Source organism: Burkholderia lata, assembly GCF_902499335.1.
In the GTDB taxonomy this organism is placed as follows: Bacteria; Pseudomonadota; Gammaproteobacteria; order Burkholderiales; family Burkholderiaceae; genus Burkholderia; species Burkholderia lata_B.
In genome coordinates this window covers 1-17,985 of record NZ_CABVQK010000003.1, presented here as the reverse complement: position 1 = coordinate 17,985, position 17,985 = coordinate 1, and the positions used below count along the sequence as shown (strand labels likewise).

The window sequence follows — 17,985 nt, the reverse complement described above, 5'->3', positions numbered from 1 at the left end:
CACGGGGCAGACCCAACCGGAAATACCAAGGTCTCACGGGCGTGATTTTCGTCATCTAGCGATCACAGGAGCAGGGATATGAATCCGGAAACGCGTACCGACACGGTTGTACTTGTTCACGGCCTGTGGATGACACCGTTGTCCTGGGAACATTGGGTCACTCGCTACGAGCAGCGCGGCATGCGCGTCATCACGCCGGGGTATCCGGGCGTCCAGCCGGGCACGGCCGGCGTCGAGGCACTCCGCCGCGATCCTTCGCCGCTGGTGAATCTCGGCGTGCGCGAGATCTTCGATCACCTGGCCCGGACCATCGCGGCGCTCGACACGAAGCCGATCATCATGGGGCATTCGTTCGGCGGCGCATTCGTCCAGCTTCTTCTCGACGCGGGTTACGGCTCGGCCGGTGTCTCGATCGACGGCGCCGCGGTGAAGGGCGTGTGGGCGCTGCCGTTCAGCGAGGTCAAGGCGACCTTCCCGGTCCTGCGCAATCCGGCCAACCTGCATCGCGCGGTGCCCATCACCGAGCAAGAGTTTCACTACGCGTTCACGAACAACCTGAGCCTCGAGGAATCGAAGCGGGTTTACGACCGCTACGCGGTTCCCGTGTCCGGGCGCATCCTGTTCCAAGGCGGGTTCGCGAACGTCACCCCGAATGCCACGACAAGCTACAACTTCGCGAACGACGATCGCGCACCGCTGCTCTTTATCGCCGGCGGCAACGACAACATTCTGCCGCCGGCCGTACAGCGCGAGAATTTCGAAAGGAATGCGAAGGGCTCGCGGGCCATGTCGGCATACAAGCTGTTCGACGGCCGCAGCCACTACACCTGTGGCGAGAAAGGCTGGGAGGATGTTGCCGACTTCGCGCTCGACTGGGCGCTGGCGCCTGCGGCGGGGGATCTCGGCAAGCGCTGAGGTGCCCGCCAATTGCCCATCACCGGCTACGGCCATGAATCCGCCCACTCGCGTTCAACCACGCGACTGGGCGGCCATTGCTGTTTGCATAGCCTGGATACGGCGGCATCGTGGTCGAAACGAGGCGTTTTCAACAACCGGTCAGCCCCCTCCTTCAATCAGTTGCTCGTGCCGAGACCGTCCAGAAACGTCTGCGTCACGCCGACCCATTCACCGGCTCCGCCGTTGCTGCCGTTGTATTCGACCGCGGGGTTCTGCCCGCCCCAGATCACGAACCCGCTCGCCGTCGTGCCCCTGATGTCGTTCAGCAGGTATTGCCACTGGCTGCCCGGCACGAGCACGGTGTTCCTGTCGTAGTACTGCGGCCACAGATACGGGAACACCGGATGCGTTCCCGTGCTGCTCAGCGCATCAGCCTGTGCGGCCGATGCGATGTTGCGATTGAGCTGCGTCGCCCAATCCACGCCCGTCCAAGAGTCCGTGCCGTTCGCGCGAATGTACGCGCTCGGGAAATGCGCGGTACGCCCGCCATCGAGATCCATCAGTTCGGCCACGCCCCGATACGCGGCATTCGGATCGGTGCTGCTGATGTGGGCCGTGTTGACGAGCCCGTACCAGCCGAGCACGCGATTGGGCCGCACTTCGCGCGCCCATGCCTGCAGCTGCTTGAGTATGGCCAGGTGATTCGCGACCGTCGCGCTGCTGCCGGTCAGGTACAGTTCCTCGCAATCGAGCACGAGATAGCCCGGCGCGTCGGCGGGCGTCGGATCATACGTGTTGATCAGGTTGATCCACGCGCTGCGGGTCGGCAGCACGGCGCGACCGCTCGCGTCGACCGTGATCGGCTTGCAGTACCGCGCCGGGATGAAATTGATTTTGACGGCGCCGTGACCGATCGACACGTTGGTATAAGCCGTGTTGTCCAGCACGGAGAACGGCCCGGCGGCCCGCGCCGCGGGTGCGGCAATGCACGCGCCCAGGGCCAGCAGCGCGACGGGCAGGCCGATCCTCGCGGCGGCCCGGCGAACGAATCCGTTTTTCTTCATGGTCATCACCTCGATCGTTGGATACAGGAAATCCGGCCCGGCGTACGTACCGGGCCGCTCGCCGCCGCTCGTCAGAACAGCGTCTCCACGCCGGCATACAGGCCGCTCTGGCCTTGCCCCGGCGGCGGATTGGTGCCCCAGCCGGCGCCGCCCGGCCCGCGCCCCGGGTTCTGCGGATTCACGCCGAAATTCCCCTGCGCGCTGTTGAACACGTGGGCCGCCATGCTGTAGAGGAAGGTGCGTTTCGACAGGTTGTACATGCAACCAACACCGAGCATCGTCGTGCGCGCCGCGCCGTCATGATCGTCGGTCCATCGCCCCGGCCCGACGCGCATCGTGTAGACGGCACCATGCACGTGCAGCGCGGGATTGACGTCGTACGAAAGCCCTGCCCACCAGAGGTCGGCGCTGTCCGACAGGCCCGCCGGCGTATCCGGCGCCGAATAATGCGTGTAGGCCGCCTGGACCTGGAACGGGCCGTAGCGGTTGCGGATGCCGACGAACGCTTCACGCGAATAGCGGAACAGGTTGTCTTCCTTGCCCTGCGCGTTGCGGATCTCGTCCCACAGCACGCGCACCTGGAAATCGCCGTTCGTGTAGGCGGCCGCGAAGCCGTCCGCCCGCCCGGCCTTGCCGGCGTTGTTCGGGTCGCCGGAATTGAAATTGACCGAACTGTTGCCGAGGTTCAGCTCCGCCTCGAACGAAAATCCGTGCAGTTCGGGAGACAGGTAGCGGATCCCGTTCGACAGCCGCGACCCGTTGCGATACGCGACGAACGACTGCGCGCCGAAGTTCTCTTCGAGCAGCGGGTCGAATTCCCAGACGTAGTTGTTGACCATCGGCCCCTGGCCGAAGCGGATCGTGCCGAGCCGATCGTTCTTCAGCGCCACCCACGCGGCGCGCTGGAATATCAGCCCGGCCACGAGCGAGCCGGTCGGCGTGAACGCCGATTCGAGCAGGAACATCGCGTGATTGCCGTGCCCGAGATCCTCCGCCCCCTTGAAACCCAGGATGTTGACGCCCCAGTCGCTGCCCTCCGCCCATCTCGCGCCCGCGCCGCCGTTCGCCGTCTGCACGTTCGACGTGTACTGCACGTCCCCGCCCAGACGGCCCCATACGAGCACGCTCGACTGCGCATGCGCGAACGCGGCCCACGACAGCGCCACGCCCAACAGAATCCCGCGTTTCATGATTTAGTTATCCGAATTTATAAGAACGGCACGCCCGGGCGCACCCCTTCGCCCGCCGGGCGATACCCCGTTACAGCGCGGCCGCGACGGCGGGCTGGCGCTCCGTGCCGTCCACGCCGCTCGCGCCGTCGGCGCGCCGCTGCGCATCGCTCAGGCCGAAGAACCAGGTCAGCACGAAGCCGCTCGCATACGCGACCGCCACCGCCACGCAGTAGGTCGCGACGCTCGCCACGAGCCCCATCGGCCCCGTGACGAGCGGGATCAGCATCAGGTTGGCCGGGCCGATCGTCGTCGCCCCCACGTCGTGCCCGTGCGCGGCGCAATAACCGAGCACGAGCGCGCCCATCCCGCCGCCCAGCGACGCCGTGATCAGCGGGCGGCCGAGCGGCAGCGTGACGCCGTACAGCAGCGGCTCGCTCACGCCGAGCATGCAGGTCGGCAACGTATTCCGGATCGTCTGCTTCAGGCGCGGGTCCCGCGTACGGAAATACAGCGCGAACGCGGCGCCTGCCTGTCCGCATCCGGACATCGCGAGAATCGGGAACAGCGCGGTGTAGCCGTACTGCGCGATCAGTTGCGCGTGGATCGGAATCAGCGCCTGATGCAGGCCGAACATCAGCAGGCCCACGAACGACGCGGCCAGCACGAACGCGGCCGGCATGCCTCCCGCGCGCAGCAGGGTCGCGGTCAGGCTGCCGACCGCCTGCGTCAGCAACTCCGCGACCGGCATGATGACGAACAGCGTTGCGATACCCGCGAGCCCCAGCGCGACGGTTGGCGCGAGCAGCGTCTGGGCGGCCGACGCGATGCGCGCGCGCACGCTGCGCTCGATGCCGGCCGTCAGCGCGCCGGCCAGCAGTGCGCCCATCAATCCGCCCTGCCCGGGCTTCAGCGCGATCTCGCCGATGATCGGCAGCGCGAACGCGGGCAGCTTCGCGATCGCGGGCAGGATCAGGATGCCCGCGGTCGCCCCGCCGAGGCATGGCGTGCCGCCAAATTCAGCGGCCGCGTTCATGCCGACCTGGATCACGAGGAACGCGAAAAATGCCGTACCGACGATCGATGCGACCGTCGCGGCGAACGTCAGCGTGCCGGCGCCTCCGGCAGGCGCCTGCGCAGCCCAGACCTTCAACAGCCCGGCGATCGCGTTGAGCAGGCCCGCGCCGATCAGCGCCGGAATGAGCGGCGTGAAGATGCTCGCAATGCGCCGCAGGAACCGGTGCGCGGCCGTGTTCCTGCGGGCGGGGCGACCGGCCGGCTTGCGTGTGCCGGTGGCCCGTGTGGCCGCAGCGGTCACAGCGGCCGTACGGCCGGCGTCGGCGGGTACGGCCTCGCCTTGCGCCGGCTGCTCGGCCAGCGCGGCGGCAAAGGCGGCCGACGCCTGCGCGACCGCCCCCGGGCCGATCACGATCTGCAGGGGCTCGCCGGGCACGACGCCCAGCACCGCCGGCAGTGCCTTCAGCGCCGCAACGTCGGCCCGGTCGGGATCGACGAGCACCAGGCGCAGGCGCGTCATGCAATGAAAATGACGGCGGACGTTCGACGCCCCGCCGATCGCCCCGAGTATTGCGCGAGCCAGCGCGTCGAATCGCGCGCTCTCATCCGAAGTCATGCCTTGCTCCTACAGATCGGTCCGTTGAATCACGCCTGCCCGCCGCTCAGGGCGGCTCGCACAGGCTCCATGCGAAAGGTATGGGTTCGCAATAATTGGACCGTACCAAATATCAATCAACTCGCAAAACCGTTCTTCTGATATCGATATTCCCGGCTCGGAGAAATCTCATGAAATCCTCGTGTACACGGGGAATTTACGGTTGAATCGCAGCACTTCGCCCGACGCTCGAAGCGATCACGGCCGCCATACCTGTTTTAAAATATGTCCGTACCAATTATCATGCGAAGAACTTCTTCCGGGAGAGCGCACGGCCATGCATCTGGAGCACCTTGTCACCGAGCAGCCCAACGGGCAAAGCGCGAATCTCGACGCGCTCGGCATCGGCGAAGCCCTGGCGCTGATGAACCGCGAGGACGCCGGCGTCGCCGCGCGCGTTGCGCACGCGCTGCCCGCGATCGCTTCCGGCGTGGCGGTGATTGCCGACGCGCTGCGCGCTGGCGGCCGGCTGATCTACATCGGCGCCGGCAACAGCGGCCGCATCGGTTATCTCGACGCGCTCGAATGCCAGCCCACGTTCGGCACGCAGCCGGGCGAGATCATCGGCATCGTCGCGGGCGGGTTCGCGGGCATCACGGAATCGGTCGAGGATTCGGACACGCTCGGCCGCCAGGATCTCGACGCGGCCGGGCTCGCGCGCGGCGACGTGGTCGTCGGGCTTACCGCGAGCGGACGCACGCCGTACGTGCTCGGCGCGCTTCGTCATGCGCGAGACACCGGGTGCCGGACCATCGCCGTCGCGTGCAACGTGGGCAGCGAGGCGGCCGCACTCGCGGACGTGGCGATCGAGGTCGACTGCGGCCCCGAGGTGCTGACGGGCTCCACGCGGCTGAAGGCCGGCACCGCGCAGAAAATGATCTGCAACATGCTGTCGACGATTTCGATGGTGGCGCTCGGCAAGACGTACGGCAACCTGATGGTCGACGTCCAGGTTCACAATCACAAGCTTCGCCAGCGGGCGATCGGGATCGTGTCGCAGGCGGCCGGCGTGCCCACCGACGTGGCGGCGCGCGCGCTCGAACAGGCCGGCGACCGGCCCCGCATCGCAATCCTCATGCTCCGCGCCGGCGTCGACCGAGCCGGCGCAGAGCGGCTGGCCGATGCCGCGGGCGGCTCGATCCGCAAGGCGCTCGCGACGCTTGCGCCATCCGCGCGCGCATGACGCCCACACGAATCACGACAACCCGTATGAAACCTTCAAATCCGATGCCCCGCGGCCGGCCTCGTGTCCGCCCGGCCGGCCTTACCGACTTGTTCGACGCCACCCGGGCGGCGGAACTTCGCGCGCCGGGCGGCGACGGCGAATCGTCGATCTCGATGCGCCTCGCCCGGCTGCTGCGCGAGGCGATCGTCGAAGGCCGGCTGAAGACCGGAGAAAGCCTGCCGCCGGAACGCGAACTCGCCGAACACTTCCAGGTATCGCGGGACACCGTGCGGCGCGCGATCGACAGGCTCACGCGGCAAGGCCTGATCGAATCCCGGCGAGGCGCGGGCACGTTCGTCGCCGCCAGGGTCGAACAGCAGCTCGCGCGAATCACCAGCTTCTCGGACGACATGCTGCGGCGCGGGCTCACGCCCGGGTCGCAGTGGATCAGGAGAACACTCGACCGCCCGACGCCCGACGAGCTGCTCGCGCTCGGCCTCGCGCCCGATGCGCAGGTGCTGCGCCTCGAACGCGTCAGAACGGCGGACGCGGTGCCGATGGCCATCGAGCGCGCGACGCTGCCGGCCGCGCTGCTCGACTACAACGTCGATTTCGGCGAGTCGCTCTATCGCGCACTGCAGGACGCCAACGTACAGCCCGGCCGTGCGATCCAGCGCCTGCGCGCCGAGCTGGCGTCGGCCCGCGATGCCGAGTTGCTGGGTATCGGCACGGGCGATCCCGTGCTTTCCATCGAGCGTCGCTCGTTTTCGAGCGAAGGCTCTCCGCTCGAACTGACGCGCTCGCTGTATCGCGGCGATCGATACGACTATGTCGCGGTGCTCGAGCATCCGACAGGCAGTGCCGCAACGGCGTGAAGCGGATTCGACGCACCCACGCCAGACCGATCGGCCGACGTGCACCGGCTTACGCGGCCTTGGCAAGCTCCGCATCGATGGCGGCGACCAGCTTCGGGTCGTCCGCGGCCGTGTCGGGCGAAAAGCGCGCCACCACTTCGCCCGTGCGGCTCACGAGAAACTTCTCGAAGTTCCACAGCACCTCGGGCGCCGGATTCGGCTGAATGCCGTAGCCTTCGAGGCGTGCGCGGAACGGGCCGTCGCCGGCCGCCTGCGGCTGCGCCTGGGTGAGCGAGCGATAGAGCGGATGCTTGTCGTCGCCGATCACGGAGATTTTCGAAAACAACGGAAACTTCACGCCAAAGGTGCCGGTACAGAAAGCCTGGATTTCCGCATCGGTGCCCGGCTCCTGGCCCTTGAAGTTGTTGGCGGGGAACGCCAGCACCTCGAGGCCCTCGGCGCGCTTGCCTTCGTAGAGCGCCTCCAGACCTTCGTACTGCGGCGTCAGCCCGCATTTGGACGCCACGTTCACCACCAGAAGCACTTTGCCTTCGTAGGACCGCAGGGATGTCTGCGCACCATCGATCGCGTTGACAGGAATATCGTAAATCGTGCTCATGTCTGCATCCTTCAATTGATTGAATTGATTGGCGAACCGCCGGAGTCGGGGGATATCGCGTTCATTGGAGCACCTCGCGCGTCGCGCCGGCAAAGACGCGTTATCGACGCTCGTGGTCTGCGCGTAGCAGAGCCCTATCCTACTGCGATCGGTCAACTTCTTGCTTGCAGGCGCCGGCAGCAGGGTCGGACAGGCGGCCTCGAAAGACGCTGGACGTCGATACGCCGGCTGAGCGCATTCATCAATTCGTTGCGAGGTGGTACAGGAAGGAAAAAACAAGGACCAAAAAGACCGCCAACCCTACCCCCCCTGGAATCAGAATCGTCGAACCATCGTGGCGGACACAATGTCCTCTGCAGACATGTTGAAGAAGAATTTGAACGTCCATCGCCAGGCCCTTGACCTGCGATAGAAGGCCAATAGCCGTTCAGGACGAAATGCCATGATTGCGGACATCGCGATGCCATCCGCGGTCCAGACAACGCCGAAAATGATGCGGCAGGTCGATTCGTTCACGTAGTGACCTCAGATCGACATATCAAGTAAACGGACAGAACGTCCGAAGCTGACGTCTTGACTCAAATAGCAGATGTCCTGGTGTCTGGAGTACGACAAGCTGCTATCCCGGGGACGATATTCGGAATTCCACGCAAGGGCAGGACTGTCATCATTGGACAAGTTCCAGAGGAGTGGTACCCAGGCATGATGTGCATCGCCGTTTAAATTGCGTGACGTCGCTCGCGGAGGCATACGTTGGCGCCGTATGGCACTCGAGTGCAATGATCGAGGAGATCGTTGATTTTCTCAGGTTGACCGCGAAAATCCATGGACATCAGACGCAAACGGAAACGGCTTAACGTGGAAGCCTGAACCAGACCACACAGACAGCGTCAGGTCGCCTCCCGTCATTAGCAAACGCAAATCAGCACTCGATCTGCCTCTGCATTAGATAGAATTTCATGTCGTTGCGGCCATGCATTGAAATCGGTTTCAGATCGCGATTAAAGCCGAGCATTTCGTAGAACGGGTATGCTGATTCGCGTGCCGTGCACCAGAGCAGAATTCCGCGCTGTTCGCGGACATAGCGAATGGATAGATTGACCAGAAGGCGTCCGAATCCCAGACCACGTACGGATGGATGGACGGCCATGCCGCGAAGGCGCCAGGCTTCAGCGTTCAAAACACCGGATTGTCCTTCTTTACACACTGACGCCACGGCCACAATACCGGCGTTGTCACGAACGGCAAAGTGCCTTGTCGTTGGAGCGAGGTCTCCGGGTAGAGCGCTTCCCTCTTCATCTCCGGCCATCAAGATTGCGGCCCTGAGGGGATAAGTTTCTTCCGCACGAACGACGCAGATGGTAAAGCGCACATCTTGTGAAATCATCTAATTGTCAACTCTCTTCGTGACGCGGATTTTCTTCCGGTTTTCTTGCGGCAAAGCCACTCGCAAAAATAGCAGTTGCCGGGCGTTACCAGTAAGGGTAATTTCCTATCCGTCTTTTCTTTTCCAATCATACGCTAACTGCGATCACAGATGACGTCGAAAGTCTCGACAGATGCAGAGCTTGCCTACGACGAGATCCGATTGAGGATCTTTGACGGCCGCCTTGCGCCTGGGCAGAAAGTATCCCATCGAGGCCTGTCGGACGAACTTGGCTTCGGTCAAATGCCCGTGCGCAGCGCATTGCATTTGCTTGAGTCCGAAGGGCTGGTCGTCGTAATCGAAAAGAGTGGGACCTATGTCGCATCGCCGACGACGAGCGATCTCCGCGAAATTTTTGAAATGCGGCTGGCCCTCGAGAGTACAGCCGCGTTTCTTGCAGCCAGGTCGGGAGTAACGGCAGGCCTTCGCGAGGCGGCAGAGAAAATGCGGGAGCTGATTGACCAGGACGTCGCGGACATCATGCTCGAGCAACGTGTCGGTTGGGTATTTCATCAAGCGTTGTTTGCCGCCGCAAGGAACGCGCGAATCTCATCGGCGTATGGTCTATTGCGGGCCCAAACCCTGGCCCTGAACGAACTCCCGCGTAGCGACGCCGAAACCGTTCGGCGCGGCACGATCGAGCATCTGCGAATCTTTCACGCAATCGAAGCAAACGACGGCGAGCTTGCGCGTCAGCATATGTGGAATCACATTGTTGACGGTACTCCCGCACGGATAAAACTACTAAAGGCGCGGCATGAACACGAAAAATAAGGGGCTTTCCCTCCCGATGCAAATGCTTGGCGGGCTTGTCCTGGGCGTCGCTTGCGGCGTGTTTGCTCCTGGCTTTGCAGCGAAGCTGGGCTTTCTAAGCGCGATGTTCGGCCACGCGATCAAGATGGTCGTCATGCCGTTGATCTTCCTGTCGGTCACGGTCGGGGTCTTTCGTGCGGGCCGACTTCGCGAGCGGCTTGGAAAAGTCACACTGTCCAGTATCGTCTTCTTCGTTTTCATGACGGGCCTGGCTGCATCGCTCGGCCTGCTGCTCAACTTTGCATTTCGACCGGGTCTCGGTGCGAGCATCGTTCACTCTGGATCGATGCCCACGGCACTCGCGTCCAGCATCGACTGGACGAAATTTCTCGTTGACTTGATCCCGGCAAACATCGTCGCTGCGCTCGCTGCAGGGAATTCGCTCCCAGTACTCGTTTTCGGCGTCATTTTCGGTGCAGCATTGGCGGCTGCCCCGGAGCGTGCCGAGCCTGCGATTGCCGTTTTCGAGGCGCTGCTGTCGGGACTGTTCAAGATGACCCAGTGGGTGATCGCATGGTCGCCGCTCGCGATCTTCGCCGCGATCGCGCAGCTGTTGTCAGCCAAGGGCTTTGCCGGCGCGCACTCGCTGATCGAGCTTCTGGGCGTGGCCTATCTCGGCATGGCGATCCTGGCGGTTGTACTCACCATCGTCATTCGCGTCGCCGGTCAGTCGCCTCTCGCCGTGCTCAGGAAGGTGAAGGAACCCCTGATCCTTGGTTTCACGACGCGTTCGTCTGAAATCACATACCCGTTGCACCTGAAGAAGCTGGTTGAATTGGGCGTTCCCTACGGCGTGGCGTCCACGATTTTGCCTCTCGCATATATTTTCAATCGCGACGGTGCGGTCCTCTATACGGCCCTTGCGGTCGGCTATCTGGCCGACGCCTATCACCTTGCCTGGTCCTGGCCGCTGGCGATTACGATTTTGATCTTGACGATCATCACCATCGACGGAGCAGCAAACGTGCCCTCCGGGGCGATCGTAGCCATCACCATCGTTCTGACGTCGATCGGGTTGCCGGCCGATGCGGTGCTGCTGCTTTTGGGCGTCGACGCCTTTTTCGACATGGGGAGAACCGCCCTCAACGTCTACGGGAGTACGGCGGGAGCTGCTGTTGCGGTGAGACTTTCCGGTTCGGACAGTATCGCCGCGGAAACCGTGACTCGTCAGGCAAGCGTGTAGGTGCTTCGGATGCTATGGGCGCAGCGCGTTTCAGCGGTGCGCCCGCCCATTGCAGGGCGCTGGGGCACATCCACTCGAGCATCCAGGTACGGCGAGGCGAACAGGATTGGATGAACGTTCGCTCTCATTGATCTTCAGTTAGTAGAACGACGGATCTTTTGCAGGAGAAACAGTATGGTTGGTTCTGAATCTGCAGATTATTTTATGCTCCGCTTAGGCACGCCGCATCCGGCGTGGGCGTTGACTGATGACAGCAACATGATCGCCATTGTCGATTGTGACGGGGTGATGAGTGCCATGTTCGAGCTGGATCGCAACCAAATCGCGCGAATTAGAGGATTGGGCCAATCGGTGGAGAGAATCAGGTGTATTTGCGACCGCGCTGGCCGGGCGCTGCACTTTTATCTCCATGGCAGACAGGTGTCTCGAGGCGTGTGGGCCGGGGTCGCGTCGGCCGATCCTGACTATCTGCCGACTGACGCGATGATCGCAACATGGGACGTACCGAAAAAGCCCGACGATGCCTTCAAGTTTCCACGCGTGAGTGCACGTCTGGTCGCATCCGCTAGCCTAGCCTAAACTGCGATCACAGATCGTTGCGCGAGCTCGAGCCGGAACAACCCCGATTTTCGGGACCGATTGTTCGACATGCCCGGCTGGCTGCACGCGCACGCCGTTCAGTGCCTTTGGTTCTGGCACACCTCACCCTCGGATCGCCAGGACCACTTTGCTGGCCAGTTCACCGGCCAGCGTTTTTCATTCTTGGGTGCGCGGTCATTGAGCGACGCCCTTTCATCGCAAGACTCGATCACGAGACTACGCGCAAGCCCGCACATCACACCAACCATGCAGCAGTACCTGCGCCGCACCTGACAAGACGCAACGTGTGAAGTTACGCCAAGCCCTACGCTCGCCCGTTCCGAGACCGAGCACTCCGCCCTCTCAACCGCCCTACGGCGCTCACCGCATCACCGCCCAAGTCCTCTGCTCGCCTCGCGCGTTCCCCGTTCGACCAAAATCCGAAACATTCAGCGAGACCGTATCGGCCTTCGCCTTTGAGCGCGTCTTGCGCGCAACCGCCAGGATCGGAGCCAAATGCTCGTAAAAGCATTCGAGCTGTCGCGCGTCAGATGCCAGTCGCTCAAGGTCGCATGCCTTCTCGAGAATAAACCGGGCAATATGAAATCGCTGAAGTCCACGGCCGATCCGAATCTGAAACACGACGCCATCGCTGCTATGCGGCACCCCCGCCCACACAAGCGAACTGCGATCCATAAAGCCTCCAAGAAATCCTAATCGTCACATCAATATGCCAGCCATCCCGCACGTTGCATATTTGTATTTCAAAATTGTGGCGATTCACACATTGCCATTTTCTAGAAACCCGGATATTGCGCCGCAGCAAAAGTGTCCGTAGACTGAATTCGCACGTTCGACGTAGTTGCCTCGCAGTCGCCCCATGACGGGAGAGCACGCCATGACGACTTCTTCACCCGCACTAAGCCAGGCGCCCCCGGCCCTCCATGTGTTCCAGCAAGATGGCGGCTGGCACTGGGGCATCACGGTGCCTCGCTCCGCCGGGTCCGGCTTCAAACTGATCGCATTCAGTACCGACATCTTTTCCACTGAAGACACCGCCCAACGCGACGGCGACCGAGCGTTGGCCGCCATCGCCGCAAGTGACGTACATTGAACTTGGCGGATCGAGCAGCTGCACTGTCCTTGAGTTTTCACAGCCGGCTGCAATACTCCTATCACCGTTCGATGTGAGACCGCTTGCCGCGCACGATGACGGAATCCGCCACTTGTCTGACCTACCCGATCGTCGGTGACGATCCAAGCCGGTCGCTCGCTTCTTGCGGCCCCGGTTGGGGATACGTTGCAATCAAGTTCTCGGCGGACGTCATGCGAGAAATGCGCGGCGCAGAGACTGCTCCACCCACGCAATTGCTCACCGTGTTTGAAAGCAACCGAGAGAAGATCACTGCCGCGGTCAACCGACAGACGTTGCCGAAAGACGGCCGGCGGATCCCACTCGACCAGTCAGACTTCTAAACCGAGGCCAGCTTGCAGGCCAGCATGCCGACAGCAGACAGGAGGCGTTTCATGAACATCCGGATCATGGTTCCCTGCACCCTGGTTCTTGTAGCCCTCAGCGCGCACGCTGCAGATATCACCGGCGCAGGCAGCACGTTCGCGGCACCGATTTACGCAAAGTGGGCCGATGCGTACAAGAAGGCCGGCGGTGGCAAGGTCAACTATCAAGGCATCGGCTCGTCGGGCGGCCTGAAGCAAATCAACGCGAAGACAGTCGATTTTGCCGGTTCGGACGCTCCGCTGAAGGATGACGAGCTCGCGAAGGAAGGCCTGTTCCAGTTCCCGACGGTGGTCGGTGGCGTGGTGCCGGTCGTCAATGTGCCGGGCGTGAAGGCCGGTGAACTGACGCTGTCGGGACCGGTGCTCGGCGACATCTATCTGGGCAAGATCAAGAAGTGGAACGACCCGGCAATCACCGCGCTGAACCCGAAGGTCAAGCTATCGGATACGGACATCGCCGTGGTGCGCCGGGCTGATGGTTCGGGCACGAGCTTCATCTGGACGAACTACCTGTCGAAGGTCAACGGCGAATGGAAGTCGAAGATCGGCGAAGGCACGACGGTCAACTGGCCGACGGGCACGGGCGGCAAGGGCAATGATGGCGTCGCAGCGTTCGTGCAGCGCCTGCCGGGCTCGATCGGCTACGTCGAATGGGCGTACGCGAAGAAGAACAACATGGTCTACACCGCGCTGAAGAACTCGACGGGCACAGTGGTCGAGCCGAAGACGGAAACGTTCAAGGCCGCTGCCGCAGGCGCGAACTGGTCGAAGTCGTTCTACCAGATCCTGACGGACGAGCCGGGCAAGGACGCATGGCCGGTCGTCGGCGCGACGTTCGTGCTGCTGCACGCAACGCAGGAGAAGCCGGCACAAGGTGCGGAAACGCTCAGGTTCTTCGACTGGGCATTCCACAACGGCAACCAGGCCGCGACGGAGCTGGACTACATCTCGCTTCCCGATTCGGTGGTGTCCGAAATCCGCAAGCAATGGAAAGCGAAAGTCAAGGATGCCTCCGGTAAGGCGGTTGCAAACTGAATGATCCGGATGGGACGCGCAATCGTCCGCATTCGCCTCGCAGCGAAGGAGAACGTCCCTTCGATGACCTTCCAGCGTGTCCGCTATGGCCGAAACTTGACACACGTCGCGATGGCGAGCGCGCTTGAATCGAGCATGGGACGGATGCATTGCCGATCACGTTGCAATCAGCGGACCATTTGAGCCATGAGCGACGAGGCGCCTCCTCGAGCCGACGAGTTCCCGAAAAGCTGACGCATATGCGTTGCGAAGCCTGCACGAACATGCACGCGACTTCCGATCCTGTCGCACATCGCGAACTGGTGGAATTGCACAAGCCAACGAAATTGCGGCCGCTGGGTCGACCTGCAATAGTCGTGCGACAGTATCGCTGTCGTCTTTGCAATACGAACTGGCTGGTGGAGTCTGATCCGTTGCAAACCGGGATCACCGAATGGCTCTGCCTGAACGGGTCGTCAAACATTCTCGCCCCCTCCTCCACACCGCAGCCAAACGACGTGGCAACCGGGCGCCCTGGAGAAGCCGGTATCGGGAACACGGCGTTACTGCTGAACCCGGCTCACTGCGATGGAGACAGTGCCATTCCTTTTTTTCGAGCTACGGCAGGTAAGGCTTGATGTTCGTCAGCGCACGAGCGACGTACTCTTCCTTCTCCCCGACCGGCGCAACGTAGTGCAGCGCACTCCGTGCGGCTTCCTCGCCTTCCAGGCGCGCAATGATCCATGCGGCCAGATACTGCGAGGCAAAGCAGCCACCCGCCGTTGCGACGTTACCTTGAGCGAAGAACGGCTGATTGAGGACTTCGACGCCCGCCTCGACGACCCAGGGTTTGGTAGTGAGGTCCGTGCACGCGGGGATGTTGTCGAGAAGGCCGAGCTTTGCCAGAACCAGCGTGCCCGAACATTGGGCACCAATCAGTTGCCGGGTCGGATCGAGATTCAGTTGCTCCATCAGCGTCGCGTCGTTGACGACATCCCGGGTTTGAATACCGCTCCCGACGATGACGGCATCCGCCGTGCATGCGTCCCCCAACGTTGACTGCGCCTGCACGGTCACACCATTCATCGACGTGACGAAATGCTCCGGACATGACAGCGTTACGCGCCAGTCAGGCTTCTTGATTCGATTGAGTACGCCCAGTGCGATGAGGGAGTCGAGTTCGTTGAAGCCCTGGAAGGTCAGAATTGCGATGTGCATGGGGAGCCCTGGCTGAGGTCTGTCGATGCATCTTGCCAGATCGCCGGGATGAATGGATTTGCGTTGCCGAAAACTTACTGTTGCGGCCGCTAGGGCCAGGTCAGAAGGTGCACTTCGCGTTCTCACGTCAGAGGTGCTTTCCGGATCGGCGGTTATCGATCCGTTGCGGTCTCTCGGTTTCTTGCAAAGCGGCCGTTCATCGGCGAAAACTCACAGGCAGCGCCGCGTGTACCATGCACATTCTCGGACATAGGACGGGTCGCGATGGAGAGCCTTATAACTACTTCAGGCCGTGCCATGCTGTCGACGCAAGTCATCGGCAGCGGAGAACCGATTGTATTTTTGCACGCTCGGGTCGCGGACCGCCGGATGTGGCGCCACCAGATGCGCGAAATTGGTGCTAGCCACCAAGCTATCGCCTATGATCGACGCGGATTTGGAGAAACAGTTGCCGAAGCAGAGGACCACTCTGCCGTCGGAGATTTGATCGCCGTTCTGGAATCGGTCGCAGGCGGGGTCCCTGCGATACTCGTTGCCTGTTCTCAAGGCGGAGGCATTGCACTCGACGCAGCTCTTCGGTATTCGTCGTATGTTCGCGGTCTCGTTCTTATCGCGCCGAATGTGACAGGCGCGCCGAAAATCACTCATGCAACGCGGGTTGAAGATTTGATCACACGTCTGGCGGCGGCTGAAGCGAAGCATGACATTAAAGAGGCCATCGCGATTCGCAGGACTCTCTGGCTTGATGGTCCACTTCAACCTGAGGGCCGCGTGACGGGTGAAGCTCGCAAGTTGTTTGATGAGATGAACGTTGTTGCGCTCGGTTTGCCGCCGACGGGCACGAACACTGACGCACCGATCGCTTACGGGCTGTTGGGCGAAATATCAGTGCCAACGTTGGTCGCGTGTGGGGATTTGAACCTGGCCGGCATTCAGGAGCGAAGTCGTTACGTCGCGACTAACGTAGCCTGCGGGACGTTCCACCAAATATCAGGGACCGCGCATTTGCCGTCCCTCGAATGGCCACAGGAAGTCACGAGCGTGATCGCGGGTTTCATCGATCAATTGTAGAGCCCTGCAATAGCCGAGGCAGCGAAAATGCTAGCGAAGACTTTCCGGTGGCGTATGAAGTGATTGTTGACGAGCTAGACGGTGTTATCGATTGACCGTTGATGGCCGCATGGCAACGTTACCGCATTGCAACGTACAGCAAAACAGGGAAACCCGGTGATCCGACGAAATTTGCAGGCAGTAACCGCCCGACGAGGCAACGGACTACCGCTCATAACTCAGCCACCGCCGACGATCTGCTTAAGATCAACTTCGGTCAGGGTTTCACATTCCCTTGCCTGGAGCCGATGGCCGCAGCAATGCGGCTTTGCACAGCGACGAGTTGGTCATCCGTGGTCGCCACCAGCCACAGATGTGCCTGCTCCTCGATTTGGCGGTTGTGATCCTTCAACGGGCCCATCGCGGCAGCGGCCTTCCAGGCGACCGGGGCGATTCGACTTTTCCTGCCTGACGGCGCGCCTACCAGCAGGCAGTAAGGTCCCAGCGGGAGCGATACAAACGGAAGTGCCGGACTGGCACGCACGCGCCAGTCGATGAAGGGCGTGTCGCCGATAAGCAGCGGCATGGGCAAGCCGTGGAGCACACTAAAATCGTACAGCGCCAGTTGCTCCCGCATGCCGGCGTAAATACGCCGGATGTCGTCGACAACCGCCGCGCGGATCTCGTCATCGAACATTGGTTCCTGCGCGTATCGGGCAAACGCCTTTCGAGCCTCCCATTGATATGCGCTGAACAGGCCAATCTCCACGCAGTCCTGCACTGCGCGCTGGACATCCGCTACAGAACCGGCTTCCTCCGGCGTACCCAACTGCGCGGCCCGCAAAAACCGGGCAAGTCCAGCCTCCTGGATCGCAGGCCCCTCCGCAGATGCATCGTCTTCAGCGCCCTTGCCAAGGGGCACATAGATATATTTCTCGGCCGCGAAATGCGACTTCTTGCCCTCGTCAAACCTGATTTCGCCATCAACGCAGTCGAGATAGCGAGTCCCGATTCGACCATGCTCCCAAACCCAATTTTTCAGGAGCGGACGTAGTGGATGCAGTCTGTCGTGATCGGTCATGGAAGCCTCCAGGTTGCCCAGTATAGTTCCAAGTTGTCGATTGTTTCGTGGAGGACATGGCGATCAATCGATCCACTACCGCCGTTGGAGCCCGCGCAGCCTCAACGGTTGTTTAACCGGATATCAGTGGCCCCGTGCCTACGCGTTGAGCGGCAAGTGCTCGGCCTTTGCAGGCGTTCACGTGTCGGCCGCGGTAGGTCGACTTGACGCCATCTTGCGGACGTTCGGCTGAGCATCTGCACCGAACGTCTGCTGTCAGGCTCAGCGAATAGGCATTTTCGACCCGAAGGCGACGTTTGCCATTTCCGGTAGTGGTCATTCGCGTGAGGAGCCTGAGCAACATGTTGGAGACAGACCGAGACACGGCTGACCATCGAAATTAAAGGCCATTGCGTGCAAAATAATCCGACATCGTCAGCAAATACGCTCTTAACTGTTCCGGATCGTCGGAGAAGTCTTGGATCAAACTGAAATTCCCATGCTTGCTTACTGCATAGGCCCATTTGATGCCTAAATGAGCATTGTCGTCTAAGGCTACTGTGGAGTTGGTAAAGAAGAACCAGCAGTGCTCCGCCTCCAAATAGTGTGTTGATTTCCACCGAGTCTTAACCCACCGATTTCATCTAAATCTGACCCACCCTGAGACAGCGTAGTACATCTATT

Annotated in this window: 19 protein-coding genes; 10 read left to right on the top strand and 9 right to left on the bottom strand. The window is 61.7% G+C overall.

Features of this window, described 5'->3' with window-relative positions; genetic code table 11:
* The first annotated feature begins 78 nt into the window (after positions 1–78).
* Positions 79–915, top strand: a complete 837-nt coding sequence (locus BCO18175_RS07890; RefSeq protein WP_174980135.1) for an alpha/beta hydrolase — start codon at positions 79–81, stop codon at positions 913–915.
* A gap of 158 nt (positions 916–1,073) precedes the next feature.
* Here the strand turns inward: BCO18175_RS07890 and BCO18175_RS07885 are convergent, their stop codons facing one another.
* From BCO18175_RS07885 to BCO18175_RS07875, 3 genes are all read right to left on the bottom strand, one after another.
* The gene (locus tag BCO18175_RS07885; protein ID WP_174980134.1) at positions 1,074–1,961 is read right to left on the bottom strand and encodes a hypothetical protein; all 888 of its coding nucleotides are present in this window, start codon (positions 1,959–1,961) and stop codon (positions 1,074–1,076) included.
* Between the two features lie 71 nt (positions 1,962–2,032).
* A complete protein-coding gene (locus BCO18175_RS07880; RefSeq protein ID WP_174980133.1) occupies positions 2,033–3,151 on the bottom strand; it encodes a porin in 1,119 nt (372 codons plus the stop codon).
* A 70-nt stretch (positions 3,152–3,221) separates the two neighbouring features.
* The gene (locus BCO18175_RS07875) at positions 3,222–4,763 is read right to left on the bottom strand and encodes a PTS transporter subunit EIIC (protein WP_174980132.1); all 1,542 of its coding nucleotides are present in this window, start codon (positions 4,761–4,763) and stop codon (positions 3,222–3,224) included.
* A gap of 202 nt (positions 4,764–4,965) precedes the next feature.
* On the opposite strand from BCO18175_RS07875, the gene murQ reads away from it, so the two are divergent.
* Both murQ and BCO18175_RS07865 read left to right on the top strand, forming a co-directional pair.
* The gene (murQ, locus tag BCO18175_RS07870; RefSeq protein WP_254607989.1) at positions 4,966–5,985 is read left to right on the top strand and encodes an N-acetylmuramic acid 6-phosphate etherase; all 1,020 of its coding nucleotides are present in this window, start codon (positions 4,966–4,968) and stop codon (positions 5,983–5,985) included.
* 89 nt (positions 5,986–6,074) lie between these two features.
* Complete coding sequence (locus BCO18175_RS07865; protein WP_254607988.1) at positions 6,075–6,842, top strand: GntR family transcriptional regulator; 768 nt, start codon at positions 6,075–6,077, stop codon at positions 6,840–6,842.
* A gap of 49 nt (positions 6,843–6,891) precedes the next feature.
* On the opposite strand, the gene BCO18175_RS07860 is transcribed toward BCO18175_RS07865, so the two are convergent.
* The 3 genes from BCO18175_RS07860 to BCO18175_RS07850 all read right to left on the bottom strand — a co-directional run bounded on the left by BCO18175_RS07860 (position 6,892) and on the right by BCO18175_RS07850 (position 8,827).
* Positions 6,892–7,440 (bottom strand): glutathione peroxidase, encoded by a 549-nt coding sequence (locus tag BCO18175_RS07860; protein ID WP_174980130.1) that lies wholly within the window; start codon positions 7,438–7,440, stop codon positions 6,892–6,894.
* 315 nt (positions 7,441–7,755) lie between these two features.
* Positions 7,756–7,956 (bottom strand): hypothetical protein, encoded by a 201-nt coding sequence (locus tag BCO18175_RS07855; RefSeq protein WP_174980129.1) that lies wholly within the window; start codon positions 7,954–7,956, stop codon positions 7,756–7,758.
* A gap of 406 nt (positions 7,957–8,362) precedes the next feature.
* Positions 8,363–8,827 (bottom strand): GNAT family N-acetyltransferase, encoded by a 465-nt coding sequence (locus tag BCO18175_RS07850; RefSeq protein ID WP_174980128.1) that lies wholly within the window; start codon positions 8,825–8,827, stop codon positions 8,363–8,365.
* A 150-nt stretch (positions 8,828–8,977) separates the two neighbouring features.
* Here BCO18175_RS07850 and BCO18175_RS07845 point away from each other — a divergent pair, with 150 nt between their 5' ends.
* From BCO18175_RS07845 to BCO18175_RS07830, 4 genes are all read left to right on the top strand, one after another.
* Positions 8,978–9,640: a GntR family transcriptional regulator gene (locus BCO18175_RS07845; RefSeq protein ID WP_174980127.1), complete on the top strand. Its 663-nt coding sequence runs from the start codon at positions 8,978–8,980 to the stop codon at positions 9,638–9,640.
* Positions 9,624–10,862 carry a dicarboxylate/amino acid:cation symporter gene (locus BCO18175_RS07840; protein ID WP_174980126.1) on the top strand — a complete coding sequence of 413 codons (1,239 nt, stop codon included), beginning with the start codon at positions 9,624–9,626 and terminating at the stop codon, positions 10,860–10,862. The genes BCO18175_RS07845 and BCO18175_RS07840 overlap by 17 nt, the downstream gene beginning before the upstream one ends.
* 174 nt (positions 10,863–11,036) lie before the next feature.
* Positions 11,037–11,441 carry a hypothetical protein gene (locus BCO18175_RS07835; RefSeq protein ID WP_174980125.1) on the top strand — a complete coding sequence of 135 codons (405 nt, stop codon included), beginning with the start codon at positions 11,037–11,039 and terminating at the stop codon, positions 11,439–11,441.
* A gap of 69 nt (positions 11,442–11,510) precedes the next feature.
* The gene (locus BCO18175_RS07830; protein ID WP_174980124.1) at positions 11,511–11,735 is read left to right on the top strand and encodes a hypothetical protein; all 225 of its coding nucleotides are present in this window, start codon (positions 11,511–11,513) and stop codon (positions 11,733–11,735) included.
* A gap of 87 nt (positions 11,736–11,822) precedes the next feature.
* Here BCO18175_RS07830 and BCO18175_RS07825 read toward each other — a convergent pair whose 3' ends face one another.
* Positions 11,823–12,137, bottom strand: a complete 315-nt coding sequence (locus tag BCO18175_RS07825; RefSeq protein ID WP_174980123.1) for a hypothetical protein — start codon at positions 12,135–12,137, stop codon at positions 11,823–11,825.
* Positions 12,138–12,339: 202 nt separating this feature from the next.
* Here BCO18175_RS07825 and BCO18175_RS07820 point away from each other — a divergent pair, with 202 nt between their 5' ends.
* A complete protein-coding gene (locus tag BCO18175_RS07820) occupies positions 12,340–12,555 on the top strand; it encodes a hypothetical protein (protein WP_174980122.1) in 216 nt (71 codons plus the stop codon).
* A 413-nt stretch (positions 12,556–12,968) separates the two neighbouring features.
* On the top strand, positions 12,969–13,994 hold the full coding sequence (pstS, locus tag BCO18175_RS07815; protein WP_174980121.1) for a phosphate ABC transporter substrate-binding protein PstS: 1,026 nt from the start codon (positions 12,969–12,971) through the stop codon (positions 13,992–13,994).
* 597 nt (positions 13,995–14,591) lie between these two features.
* Here pstS and BCO18175_RS07810 read toward each other — a convergent pair.
* Complete coding sequence (locus tag BCO18175_RS07810; RefSeq protein WP_174980120.1) at positions 14,592–15,191, bottom strand: DJ-1/PfpI family protein; 600 nt, start codon at positions 15,189–15,191, stop codon at positions 14,592–14,594.
* A 297-nt stretch (positions 15,192–15,488) separates the two neighbouring features.
* On the opposite strand from BCO18175_RS07810, the gene BCO18175_RS07805 reads away from it, so the two are divergent.
* Entirely contained in the window at positions 15,489–16,262 is a 774-nt protein-coding gene (locus BCO18175_RS07805) for an alpha/beta fold hydrolase (RefSeq protein ID WP_254607987.1), read from the top strand.
* 256 nt (positions 16,263–16,518) lie between these two features.
* On the opposite strand, the gene BCO18175_RS07800 is transcribed toward BCO18175_RS07805, so the two are convergent.
* A complete protein-coding gene (locus BCO18175_RS07800) occupies positions 16,519–17,322 on the bottom strand; it encodes a hypothetical protein (protein ID WP_174980118.1) in 804 nt (267 codons plus the stop codon).
* Positions 17,323–17,985 lie beyond the last annotated feature (663 nt).